This window comes from Pseudoalteromonas sp. 68 DY56-GL68, assembly GCF_041414825.1.
Lineage (GTDB): Bacteria > Pseudomonadota > Gammaproteobacteria > Enterobacterales > Alteromonadaceae > Pseudoalteromonas.
Genome location: NZ_JAOCZL010000018.1, coordinates 601,923 through 614,214, shown reverse-complemented (window position 1 = coordinate 614,214; position 12,292 = coordinate 601,923). Strand labels below are relative to the sequence as shown.

Annotated in this window: 14 protein-coding genes; 11 read left to right on the top strand and 3 right to left on the bottom strand. The window is 41.1% G+C overall.

The genetic code is table 11. The annotated features are described in order from the left end of the window. Positions 1-36 precede the first annotated feature (36 nt). From NYF15_RS11205 to NYF15_RS11195, 3 genes are read right to left on the bottom strand one after another with little or no spacing between them, the layout of a single operon-like run. Positions 37-657, bottom strand: coding sequence for a peptidylprolyl isomerase (locus NYF15_RS11205; protein WP_062570258.1), 621 nt, complete (start codon positions 655-657; stop codon positions 37-39). 2 nt (positions 658-659) lie between these two features. Next, on the bottom strand, positions 660-1,211 hold the full coding sequence (locus NYF15_RS11200; RefSeq protein WP_371353597.1) for a YajG family lipoprotein: 552 nt from the start codon (positions 1,209-1,211) through the stop codon (positions 660-662). 13 nt (positions 1,212-1,224) lie between these two features. Further along, the gene (locus NYF15_RS11195; RefSeq protein WP_062570781.1) at positions 1,225-2,358 is read right to left on the bottom strand and encodes a methyltransferase; all 1,134 of its coding nucleotides are present in this window, start codon (positions 2,356-2,358) and stop codon (positions 1,225-1,227) included. Positions 2,359-2,400: 42 nt separating this feature from the next. On the opposite strand from NYF15_RS11195, the gene NYF15_RS11190 reads away from it, so the two are divergent. From NYF15_RS11190 to nqrM, 11 genes are all read left to right on the top strand, one after another. Further along, positions 2,401-2,988, top strand: coding sequence for an alpha-ketoglutarate-dependent dioxygenase AlkB (locus NYF15_RS11190; protein WP_371353596.1), 588 nt, complete (start codon positions 2,401-2,403; stop codon positions 2,986-2,988). Positions 2,989-3,061: 73 nt separating this feature from the next. Continuing rightward, positions 3,062-3,373, top strand: coding sequence for a BolA family transcriptional regulator (locus tag NYF15_RS11185; RefSeq protein WP_130151021.1), 312 nt, complete (start codon positions 3,062-3,064; stop codon positions 3,371-3,373). 110 nt (positions 3,374-3,483) lie between these two features. Further along, positions 3,484-4,677 carry an enoyl-ACP reductase FabV gene (fabV, locus tag NYF15_RS11180; protein WP_237119634.1) on the top strand — a complete coding sequence of 398 codons (1,194 nt, stop codon included), beginning with the start codon at positions 3,484-3,486 and terminating at the stop codon, positions 4,675-4,677. Positions 4,678-5,026: 349 nt separating this feature from the next. Next, complete coding sequence (locus tag NYF15_RS11175) at positions 5,027-6,370, top strand: Na(+)-translocating NADH-quinone reductase subunit A (RefSeq protein WP_130151090.1); 1,344 nt, start codon at positions 5,027-5,029, stop codon at positions 6,368-6,370. Between the two features lie 4 nt (positions 6,371-6,374). Further along, the gene (locus NYF15_RS11170; protein ID WP_062570263.1) at positions 6,375-7,577 is read left to right on the top strand and encodes an NADH:ubiquinone reductase (Na(+)-transporting) subunit B; all 1,203 of its coding nucleotides are present in this window, start codon (positions 6,375-6,377) and stop codon (positions 7,575-7,577) included. After that, positions 7,570-8,322 (top strand): Na(+)-translocating NADH-quinone reductase subunit C, encoded by a 753-nt coding sequence (locus NYF15_RS11165; RefSeq protein ID WP_371353595.1) that lies wholly within the window; start codon positions 7,570-7,572, stop codon positions 8,320-8,322. Before NYF15_RS11170 ends, NYF15_RS11165 begins: the two co-directional genes overlap by 8 nt. After that, complete coding sequence (locus NYF15_RS11160; RefSeq protein WP_054554281.1) at positions 8,322-8,954, top strand: NADH:ubiquinone reductase (Na(+)-transporting) subunit D; 633 nt, start codon at positions 8,322-8,324, stop codon at positions 8,952-8,954. Before NYF15_RS11165 ends, NYF15_RS11160 begins: the two co-directional genes overlap by 1 nt. Positions 8,955-8,964: 10 nt before the next feature. Further along, entirely contained in the window at positions 8,965-9,573 is a 609-nt protein-coding gene (gene nqrE, locus NYF15_RS11155) for an NADH:ubiquinone reductase (Na(+)-transporting) subunit E (protein WP_016708692.1), read from the top strand. A gap of 19 nt (positions 9,574-9,592) precedes the next feature. Continuing rightward, positions 9,593-10,819: an NADH:ubiquinone reductase (Na(+)-transporting) subunit F gene (gene nqrF, locus NYF15_RS11150; protein ID WP_130052183.1), complete on the top strand. Its 1,227-nt coding sequence runs from the start codon at positions 9,593-9,595 to the stop codon at positions 10,817-10,819. Positions 10,820-10,930: 111 nt separating this feature from the next. After that, entirely contained in the window at positions 10,931-11,962 is a 1,032-nt protein-coding gene (locus tag NYF15_RS11145) for an FAD:protein FMN transferase (protein ID WP_371353594.1), read from the top strand. Between the two features lie 79 nt (positions 11,963-12,041). Next, a complete protein-coding gene (gene nqrM, locus NYF15_RS11140) occupies positions 12,042-12,254 on the top strand; it encodes a (Na+)-NQR maturation NqrM (RefSeq protein ID WP_055020649.1) in 213 nt (70 codons plus the stop codon). The last annotated feature ends 38 nt before the right edge of the window (positions 12,255-12,292 follow it).

The window sequence follows — 12,292 nt, the reverse complement described above, 5'->3', positions numbered from 1 at the left end:
GCCATGTGAGTGGGGCGATGAGTTCGCTTGTTATTTTTATAGTGCAGTGGGTTCAATCATTTTTACATTTAAGATAACCACAGGCGTTTTGGGTACAAAGCTGTAACCTATTTTTTCGTTATAAGCTGTTTCCACACGCATAATTTTATCCAACGTTTCATAGCCATCCATAACCATGCCAAATACAGCAAACCCCCAGTCACGACCTGGGTTTAAATGGTCATTATCATCCATATTAAAAAAGAACTGGCGTGTCCCTGAGTGTGGTTGTCTGTCTTGATAAGCCATGGCGATGCTATACATATCATTTTTTAAACCATTACCGCTCTCATTAAAGATAGGGTCGTATTCGTGTAGACCATCGTAATCTTTATCGTAGCCACCGCCTTGAATAACGAAATCTCGTTCGTTGTCTTCATCACGTTCTACACGATGAAATACACTCCCTTTATAGCTACCATCAGCGACATAAGTTAAGAAGTTGTTGACTGTGATAGGAGCGCGAGAACGGTCCATTTCTACGATGATGCTACCGAGTGTGGTGACAATTTCGACACGAGGAAACATGTTATCTTTTTGGATGAACTTACCCTCAGTTGCACTAAAGGTGTTCTGGCTGAACAGTAAGATAAAACTAAGTATAAAAATGCGCTTCATAGTTAACCTTCCAAATAAGCGATTAATTCTGGGTCAGATACAATGCGGGTAATTAGTTGTTCAGTCAACTTATTCAGCTGACTCTCAATTTTTGCTCTATCGTGTCTTAATGGCCCTTCAAGGTTTGCACTGCCGCGGTAAACTTTACTAAAGTTACTATTACTCCTTATTACGCGAATACCCAGCTCAATATTGGCATTACTCGTGTGTGTCATCATTTTTTCAGTGACGATCGCTTGTAATGCGTGAATATCTAATTCAAATCGCGTTGTCGCAAGATTAGAAATACTGGCACCATTTCGGCTAAGGGCGCTATCAAGTGTGCTTTTTACTGATTCAGTCAGGCCTGGACTTGCCAGGGTTTTTACTTTATCTGATTCAATAATTTTTAGGGTTACATTATCACCACGCAAATCAATGACGCTGGTACTGATATTTGCATTGATTGAGGCAACCTTACCGCTTTTATAAACAGGATTTAAGATCAGTTGATTAGGTTGGTTACTACACGCTGTTAGCGCAACCAACATGCTTAAAAGAAGTATTTTTTTCATTTATATTGCTCCATTAAGTTGTCTTTTTTGCACTTAAAACAACAAACTTTTTATTTGAACCTAATAGTTTACAGTTGCCGAACATGCGTTTTAGTTTTTCATGATAATCGAGGTGACGATTACCTATTATTCTTAATTCACCACCTTGTTTAAGTGCCTGCTTAGCTTGTTTAAACATCTGCCAAGCAATGTGATCTGTGACAGCTTGCGCTTGATGAAAAGGGGGGTTGCACAAAACAAGATCTGCACTTTGCGGCTCAAAATCTGTTAAACAATCATTTTGAATAAATTCACAGTTAGCTAATTGCTCAGGTAAATTACTTTGTATATTTAGGCGTGCAGATTCAACTGCCATGTATGATTCATCAACAAAGGTTACATGTGCTTTGGGGCAGCGTTTGAGTGTCATCAGTCCAATCACGCCATTGCCACAGCCTAAATCAATTATGTGGCGTGCTTTACTGGTTTGTGGCAAGTAGTTAAAGAAAAAGCGAGCGCCAATATCTAAAGAATCACGCGAAAAAACATTGGCGTGATTTTGAATCTCAAACTCACTGCCTTCAAGTGGCCAGCTTACAGGAAATGCAGCTTGTTTATTGAGTTGGCTCGTTTTACTGATGATTAAGCGAGATTTTTTAACGGCTAAACTTGTTGATGTTTCGCCAATGAATTGGCTAAACGCTTTAATTGTCGAGTTATGAATGTCTTTGGTTTTGCCTGCTGCAATTATGTCAACATCTTTAGGTAACGCGGCACTGATTGCAGCAAGTTGATGTTGTAAATAGCCTAAATTTCGTGGCACTTTTAAGATCACTAAATCAACCTTGTTTGGTAATGCCTCTAAAGAGTTTAATTGCGTCAATGAGCTTGTTTCTAAACCATTTGCTTGTAAATTGTAATAGGTTGCTTGGTGACTAATATACGAATCATTAACTGAATAAGTGGTTAATTGATTAAACGCACAAGCCAATGCACCAAAGCTGTCATTTAAAATCAGGATTGAATTTGCCTGCGCATGATGCTCCCTTACATAAGTGACAAGGTACTCATCGGCAGAGTCCCAAGCTTGTAGGCTGCGATTTTTTTGATCTAATGGAAAACGTTCTAGTGTATAGGTATTATCGCCGAGTTGTACTTGGGTGGTCATCATGGTTTTAGGGTAAGTATTTAAGTATGGGTAAATTCTAACATGCAACAGCCAAACGCCAAGCCTAATCATTTACCTGAAGGGTTTTATTATCAACAGAAAGCGTTGAGTGCTCAAAAAAGTCTCGATTTGTTTTATTTTTTACAGCAACATTTAAATTGGCAACAGCCCAATATCTCAGTATTTGGTAAAACTCATCCTATTCCTCGTTTGCAGTGCTTTATCGCTGATAAGCAGATTAACTATGCTTATTCAGGCACACAGCTTGTGGTTGAACCTTGGCCTGAGGTGCTTGATGCAATGCGAAGGCGCTTATCCCAACAATTACACATTCCATTTAATGCGTTATTGGTCAATTTATATCGTGACGGTCAAGATTGTATGGGATGGCATAGTGATGATGAAAAAGAGCTTGGTGAGCAGCCGACTATTGTGTCCATTTCACTGGGGGCTGAGCGGGTATTTAAAATTAAGCACAAACACAGTAATGAAAAACAAAGTATTGTGCTGCATAGTGGTAGCTGCTTAATAATGAATGGCTTTAGTCAACGTGACTATCAACACAGCTTGCCAAAGCAGCAAAGGCTAATGCATCCCCGTATTAACTTAACCTTTCGCTCGATAATATAAAATTATTGGTAAAATGAGTCATCCCCTTGATATAGTGACGACCAATTATTTTGCTATTAAAGGTCTATGACACATGTCAATGCAACAACAAATTGAGGAAAAGCTCGCAGCGGGTATTGAATGTAAGCACCTAAATGTTGTCAATGAAAGCCATATGCATAGTCGTGGCACAGAATCACACTTTAAGGTAATTGTGGTGAGCGAAGAGTTCGCTGGTAAGCGTTTACTTGCACGTCACCGTCAAATTAATGAATTATTACAAGATGAATTAGCGAATCATATACATGCATTGGCGATTCATACTTTTACGCCCGATGAGTTTTCTGCACAGCAAGGGCAGGCTCCTGAATCACCGAAATGTTTGGGTGGTTCAAAGTTCGATTAATCGTATGGTTTGATTAGTAATTTATACTGATATTACTGATCAGACCTGTATTTTAACTATTAGCCTTTAAACTAGCGCTAATTTTTATTGTGATAGATATAGGATGATCAATGGTCATTAAGCCTAAAATTCGTGGATTTATCTGCACTAACGCGCATCCAGTAGGGTGTGCTGAGCATGTACAAGAACAAATTAATTATGTGAAAGCACAGGGGCCACTGAGCAATGCACCTAAAAATGTATTAGTAATTGGTGCCTCTACTGGTTATGGTTTGGCATCACGTATTACAGCTGCATTCGGTGGTGGCGCTAAGACTTTAGGCATCTTCTTTGAAAAAGAAGGTAGCGAGCGTAAAACAGGCTCAGCGGGTTGGTATAATACTGCGGCATTCCAAGCAGCTGCTGAAGACGCGGGTCTTTGGTCTAAAAATATCAATGGCGATGCGTTTTCTAATGAAATCAAGCAAAAAGCAATTGATACGATTAAAGCTGACTTAGGTAAAATTGATTTAGTTATCTACAGCTTAGCGTCTCCTCGTCGCACTGATCCAAATACAGGTGAGACATACTCATCAACGCTTAAGCCAATTGGCTCAGATATCACAACAAAAAACTTAAATACGTCTAAGCGTGTGATTGATGAAGTAACCGTTGAAGCGGCAAGCCAAGAAGACATCGACAATACAATCAAAGTAATGGGCGGTGAAGATTGGGAAATGTGGATTGACGCATTAAAAGCAGCCGATGTCCTTGCTGATAACTTCAAAACAACAGCTTATACCTACATTGGTAAAGAGTTAACATGGCCAATTTACGGTCACGCAACGATTGGTAAAGCAAAAGAAGACCTAGACCGTGCAACACAAGCAATCAAAGAGTCTACAAAAGGCTTAAATGGTGAAGCGTATGTTTCTTCATTAAATGCAGTTGTGACACAAGCAAGTTCAGCAATTCCTATCATGCCTTTATATATCTCTGCGTTATTCAAAGTAATGAAAGCAGATGGCACATACGAAGGTACCATTGAACAAATCCATGCGCTATTCACTGAAAACCTTTACGGCGAAACGCCACGTTTCGATGACGGCGGTCATTTATTCCAAAACTACAAAGAGTTGGAAGACGATGTGCAAGCTCGTGTTCAAAAAGTGTGGGATACGGTAGACACAGACACCATTGACGAATTAACGGATTATGTGGGTTACCACAATGAGTTTTTACGTTTATTCGGTTTTGGTATTGATAGCGTAGATTACGAACAAGATGTGAATCCTGATGTGGCGATTTCGCAGCTGATTGACTAGTGATTAAATAACGCTGGTTTTGGAAAAGTCGCTTTTTTAAGCGGCTTTTTTGTTTTTAAGAGAAAATAAAACGGCATCAATAGCACTTTGGTCTATATTGAAATTAATTCAAATGGTTTTTTGTAGTCTAAATAACCACATCAGTCGTATAAATTTCATATTTGCTCTCGCATAGTCACCCTGATTGATGTTAAAATTCGGGCAATATATGTGAGGAGTTTACTGCGTTGCTTGTTTGGGTGTGAAACAAGCAGTTTTTAGATACTAAGAACTTAACTTGAGCATATCAAGAAGCGACGTGGTTGGTACGATTTTTCAGTTTCTTTCCGTTAATGTAATGCAAGTGCGTATGATCAACATAAAAAAAGGTCTGGATTTACCCATAGAGGGCGCACCTCAGCAAGTTATTCATGATGGTTCTACCGTCAAACGTGTAGCTGTGCTAGGTGAAGAATTTATTGGTATGCGTCCAACCATGCATGTTCGTGTGGATGACCAAGTCAAAAAAGGCCAGGTACTTTTTGAAGACAAAAAGAACCCAGGCGTCTTATTTACTGCACCAGCTTCTGGGGTAGTTAAAGAAATTAATCGTGGTGCTAAACGTGTGCTGCAATCTGTTGTTATTGAAGTTAATGGCAGTGAGCAAATCACCTTTGACTCTTTCAAGGCCGACGAGCTTTCAAGCTTAGACCGTGAAAAAGTGAAAGAAGTACTAGTTCAGTCAGGTCAATGGACAGCACTACGTGCTCGCCCATTCAGCAGAGTAGCGGCTTTGGATGCAAATCCTAGCTCTATCTTTGTAACGGCTATCGACACTAACCCGTTAGCTGCAGATCCTGCAGTAATCATTGCTGAAAACACTGCAGCATTTGAAGCCGGTTTAGCTGTGGTATCTCGTTTAACTGACGGCAAAGTATTTGTTTGTAAACAAGCTGGTAGCCAAGTGCCTAGTTCATCAATCCCTCAAGTAGAAGTACATGAGTTTGGTGGCAAACACCCGGCTGGCCTTGTTGGTACACACATTCATCATTTAGACCCAGTTTCTGCTAGCAAACAGGTTTGGCACTTAGGCTACCAAGACGTTATTGCGTTTGGTAACTTATTCCTGACAGGTGAAATCTTCACAGACCGTGTAGTTTCGCTTGCTGGTCCGCGTGTTAAAAACCCACGCTTAGTAAAAACTCAATTAGGTGCATCATTAGATGATTTAGTTGCTGGCGAATTAGAAGACGGTGATAACCGTGTAATTTCTGGTTCAGTGCTTTCAGGCGCTACTTCACAAGGTCCACATGCTTTCTTAGGTCGTTACCATGTTCAAGTATCTGTATTACTTGAAGGTCGCGAAAAAGAATTCTTCGGTTGGATTGCGCCTGGCGCTAATAAGTTCTCTGTAACACGTACCTTCTTATCTCACCTGACTCCGAGCCGTCTATTTAACATGACGACTTCTACAGGTGGTTCGAACCGTGCCATGGTACCAATTGGTAGTTATGAGCGTGTTATGCCTTTAGACATCTTACCTACACTATTATTACGTGATTTAATCGCACGTGATCTTGATGGTGCAATTTCGTTAGGTGCGCTAGAGCTTGATGAAGAAGATTTAGCGTTATGTACTTTCGTTTGTCCAGGTAAATACGAGTACGGTTCAATCCTGCGCGATTGCTTGACTACGATCGAGAAGGAAGGCTAGAGAGATGGGTTTAAAGAAATTTCTAGAAGATATTGAGCCGCATTTTGAACCGGGTGGTAAACATGAAAAGTGGTATGCGCTTTACGAAGCTGCTGCAACTATTTTCTATACGCCTGGTTATGTAAATAAAGGCAAAACACACGTTCGCGATAACATCGACCTAAAACGTATGATGATTTTAGTGTGGATGGCGACGTTCCCTGCAATGTTCTTTGGTATGTTCAACATCGGTCATCAGGCCGCGGGTGCATTAGCACAAGGTTTTGAACTGGCAAACACATGGCAAGTTGGTCTGTTCCAATTATTTGGCGGTGAATTAACTGCTGACTCTGGTTGGGGCGCGAAAATGTTTTACGGGGCCTGCTTCTTCCTACCAATATACGCAGTAACGTTTGCTGTGGGTGGTTTCTGGGAAGTACTATTCGCTTCTGTGCGTAAGCACGAAGTAAATGAAGGTTTCTTCGTAACATCTGTACTATTCGCACTCATTCTGCCGGCAACAATTCCTTTATGGCAAGTTGCATTAGGTATTACGTTTGGTGTTGTAATCGCTAAAGAAATCTTTGGTGGTACAGGTCGCAACTTCCTGAACCCTGCGCTTGCTGGTCGTGCGTTCTTATTCTTCGCATACCCTGCACAAATTTCAGGTGATACAGTATGGACAGCAGTAGATTCATTCTCTGGTGCTACTATGCTAGGCCAAGCGTTCGTTGGTTCACTTGATTACAGCAACATGGAACTATGGTGGAATGCGTTCTACGGTTTCATTCAAGGTTCTGTAGGTGAAACGTCAACATTAGCATTATTAATCGGTGGTTTATTCCTGATTTATGTGCGTATTGCTTCATGGCGTATCGTGCTAGGTGTATTCCTAGGTATGGTTGCAACGGCATTCTTACTAAATACAGTTGGTTCTGAAACTAACGCAGTATTTGCGATGCCTTGGCACTGGCACTTAGTGCTTGGTGGTTTTGCATTTGGTATGTTCTTTATGGCAACAGACCCAGTATCTGCATCATTCACAGACAAAGGTAAGTTCGCTTACGGTGCGTTAATCGGCTTTATGGTTGTAATGATCCGTGTTGTTAACCCGGCATTCCCAGAAGGTATGATGCTAGCAATCTTATTTGCTAACTTATTTGCACCATTATTCGATCACTTTGTAGTGCAAGCTAATATCAAGCGGAGGTTGGCACGTAATGTCTAGTAATAACGAATCAATCGGCAAAACGCTAACCGTTGTTGTTGCACTATGTTTAGTGTGTGCAGTCATCGTATCGTTTGCTTCAGTTCAGCTTCGTCCTTTACAGCAAGCTAACAAAACTCAAGATATTCAACGTAATATCCTAGCGGCAGCTGACATTGACGTTGAAGGCTCTGTGTCAGAGACTTTCAATGGCAAAATTGAAGCGCGCGTTGTAGATATGGATACTGGTGAATTTGTTGAGGGTGCAGATCCTAACTCATTTGATTTCGAGAAAACTAAATTCGACCAAGCGCGTAGCTTTGCGTTGAAAGAAGAGGGAATTAAAGACATCGCGGGTATTCAACGCATGACTAAGAATTCACCTGTTTATATCTCGAAAAAAGAAGATGGTTCTACTGATGCAATCATTCTACCTATCCAAGGTTATGGCCTTTGGGGTGTAATGTATGGCTTCTTAGCGCTTGAGAGTGATGGTGAAACTGTTAAGAACATCAATTTCTTCAAGCACAACGAAACGCCTGGTCTAGGTGGTGAAATTCAAAATCCACAGTGGACTGCTAAATGGCAAGGTAAAGAGTTACCAATCAATATCATGAAAAGTGGTGCAAGCAATGAACATCAAATCGATGGTCTTTCTGGCGCAACATTAACTTCAAATGGTGTTGATCATACAGTTGACTTCTGGACTGGCGAGCATGGCTTTGGTCCATTCCTTGCGAAAGTACGTGAAGGAGCGTTGAAATAATGGCTGATACTAAAGAAATGAAGTCGGTCCTGTTTGGTCCGGTATTCGCAAATAACCCAATCGCACTACAAGTACTTGGTATTTGTTCTGCGCTAGCGGTAACATCAAGCTTAAAAAATGCACTTATCATGTCAATCGCATTGACACTTGTAACAGCATTCTCAAGCTTGTTTATTTCGTCAATTCGTAACCACATCCCATCATCTGTACGTATTATCGTGCAAATGACGATTATTGCATCATTAGTAATCGTGGTTGATCAGGTATTGCAAGCATTCTCTTATGCAACGGCAAAAGAGCTTTCAGTATTCGTTGGTCTAATCATTACTAACTGTATCGTAATGGGTCGTGCTGAAGCATACGCAATGAAGTCACCACCGTTAATGTCTTTCTTAGATGGTATCGGTAATGGTTTAGGCTACTCAGTAGTACTACTAACTGTTGGTTTCATCCGTGAGTTATTCGGTAAAGGTTCACTATTCGGTGTTGATATTATCCCACTTGTACAGAACGGTGGCTGGTATCAACCAATGGGTCTATTGATTTTACCACCGAGTGCATTCTTCATTATTGGTTTATTCATCTGGGTACTTCGTACCTTCAAGAAAGACCAAGTAGAAGCAAAAGCGTAAGGGGCGAGCAGTGGAACATTATATTAGTTTATTTGTAAAAGCGGTTTTCATTGAAAACTTAGCTTTAGCCTTCTTCCTAGGTATGTGTACTTTCCTTGCTGTATCAAAGAAAGTAACAACGTCAATCGGCCTAGGTGTGGCAGTTATCGTGGTACTAGGTATCTCAGTACCAGTAAATAACTTGGTTTATCACGCTGTTCTTGCACCAGGTGCATTAGAGTGGCTTGGCTACCCAGAAGCAGACCTTAGCTTCTTACGTTTCTTGACATTTATCGGTGTTATTGCAGCACTGGTACAAATTCTTGAAATGGCATTAGATAAGTTCTTCCCTGCACTTTACAACGCGTTAGGTATCTTCTTACCACTGATCACAGTTAACTGTGCGATCTTCGGTGCGGTATCTTTCATGGTTGAGCGTAACTATAACTTCGGTGAGTCTGTTGTTTATGGTATCGGTTCAGGTGTGGGCTGGGCACTAGCAATTACTTTACTTGCTGGTATCCGTGAAAAAATGAAGTATTCAGACGTTCCTGATGGCTTACGTGGTTTAGGTATTACTTTCATCACTGTTGGTCTTATGGGTCTTGGCTTTATGTCATTCTCTGGTATTTCACTTTAATAGGTAGCGAGGATAAATCATGAATGAGATTTTCTTAGGCGTTGGTGTTTTCATCGCTATCGTTGTTATTTTAGTTTTAGTTATCATTGGTGCTAAATCTAAATTAGTAGCAAGCGGCGATATCATCATCGGAATTAATGGCGACCCAGAAAAAGCTATTAAAACATCTGCAGGTAGCAAGCTATTAGGCGCGCTAGCTGATTCAGGTATCTTCGTTTCATCTGCATGTGGTGGCGGTGGCTCTTGTGGTCAGTGTCGTGTACACATCAAAGAAGGTGGCGGCGATATCTTACCAACAGAACTTGATCACATCTCTAAAGGTGAAGCGCGTGAAGGCTGCCGTTTAGCGTGTCAGGTAAATGTTAAGAACGACATGGAAATTGAACTTGAAGAGTCGATTTTCGGTGTTAAGAAGTGGGACTGTACTGTTATCTCTAACGATAACAAGGCAACCTTCATCAAGGAACTTAAGTTACAAATTCCTGATGGCGAGTCAGTACCTTTCCGTGCCGGTGGTTATATTCAAATTGAAGCACCAGCTCACCACGTTAAATACGCTGATTTCGATATTCCAGAAGAGTATCGTGGCGACTGGAACCACTTCGGTTTCTTCGATCTGGAGTCTAAAGTAGACGACGAAACAATTCGTGCATACTCTATGGCTAACTACCCAGAAGAAGAAGGCATCATCATGCTTAACGTGCGTATCGCTACGCCGCCGCCAAGAGACCTAAGCCTTCCATGTGGTAAAATGTCTTCGTACATTTGGTCATTAAAAGAAGGTGATAAAGTAACTATTTCTGGCCCATTCGGTGAGTTCTTCGCGAAAGACACTGATGCAGAAATGGTATTCGTAGGTGGTGGTGCAGGTATGGCACCAATGCGTTCACACATCTTTGACCAACTTAAGCGTTTACAATCTAAGCGTAAGATGAGCTTCTGGTATGGTGCGCGTTCTAAGCGTGAAATGTTCTACGTAGAAGATTTCGACGGCTTAGCAGCAGAAAACGATAACTTCGTATGGCATACAGCACTGTCTGATCCACAACCAGAAGATAACTGGGAAGGTTACACAGGCTTCATCCATAACGTACTTTATGAAAACTACTTGAAAGATCATGAAGCACCAGAAGATTGTGAGTTCTACATGTGTGGTCCTCCAATGATGAACGCGGCTGTTATCAACATGCTTAAAGACTTAGGTGTAGAAGACGAAAACATCTTATTAGATGACTTCGGTGGCTAACACCATACACAAAACAATAAGTTTTGGTTAGAATACAGGCCTCGTAGCACTTAGTGTTACGAGGCTTTTTTATTTTTATATCAACGTCACGGTATCCCAAAGGTGAGTGCTATGAATAGAGTGTTTTATCGCCAAGGCTTGATGGCCTTTTTTCTACTAACTTTTACTTTACTCATGGCAGGTTGTAGCCAAGCAGATAAAGCTGAGGAGCTTTATTTTGAAGGCAAAACCATGGGAACGACTTATCACATCAAGGTATTTTCTGAACCTTCTAAACTAGCAGGGGCTGATTTACATTCTGAAATTAAGCAAGCACTCAAAGATGTAAACCAATCTATGTCGACGTACATTCCAGATTCAGAAATTAATCAGTTCAACCAGCTACCAGCAGGGCAGGTTATGCCGATTAGTGAAGATTTCCGTAAGGTTGTGGCTGAGTCAATTCGCCTTGGGGAGTCAACAAAAACCCTTGATGTGACAATGGGGCCACTTATTGACTTATGGGGCTTTGGTCCAGATAAAAAGCCAACTAAACGCCCGACTGATGAAGCCCTGGCGGCGATGATTGAAAAGATTGGTGTTGATAAGCTTGAATTAACAGATTCAGGCCTTATGAAAACGATAGACGGTTTAGAACTGTCGTTTTCGGCTACGGCAAAAGGCTATGGCATAGATAAAGTTGCTGAGGTTATTGAAAGCCACGGCTTAACAAATTATATGGTTGAGATAGGTGGTGAGCTGCGTGTATCGGGTATTAAGCCAAGCAACATCACATGGAAAATTGCAATTGAACAGCCAGATGCAGAGCCTGGCGTGCGTAAAGTACATAAAGTGATTGAACCAGGTACCAATGGTATTGCCACATCAGGTGACTACAGAATTTTTTATGAAATGGATGGTGTGACATATAGTCACTTAATTGATCCTGTAACAGGTATGCCAAGTCGTCATGACTTAGTGTCGGTCACAGTATTGCATCCTTCAGCAATGACGGCTGATGGCTTAGCAACAGCATTGACAGTTATGGGGATGGATCGTGCCCAAAAATATGCTGAAGAACATAGTCTGCCGGTATATTTAATTGGTAAGTCAGACAATGGCTTAGTCACTTATTCAAGCCCTGCTTTTAAACCTTATTTGTAGCAGGGCAAGAAGCAGTTTATAATGCATACAGCCCAACAGGTTGGGCTCAATTTTATTGCTGAACAATAGGGGCAAAGCAATGTCACTTTTTCTTCTTACATTTGGTCTACTTATTTTAATTGTGGCAGCGATGGCTGTTGGTATGATTGTGCAAAAGAAATCTATGGCCAGTAGTTGTGGCGGCCTAGGTGCTGTTGGTATCGACAAAGCCTGCGACTGCGACGACCCGTGTGACAAGCGCAAAAAGCGCATGGCAAAAGAACAAGTCTGGAAAGAGAATCAAATTCTTTAACCACAAAAAAAGCGCCTTTAGGCGCTTTTTTAATGTTT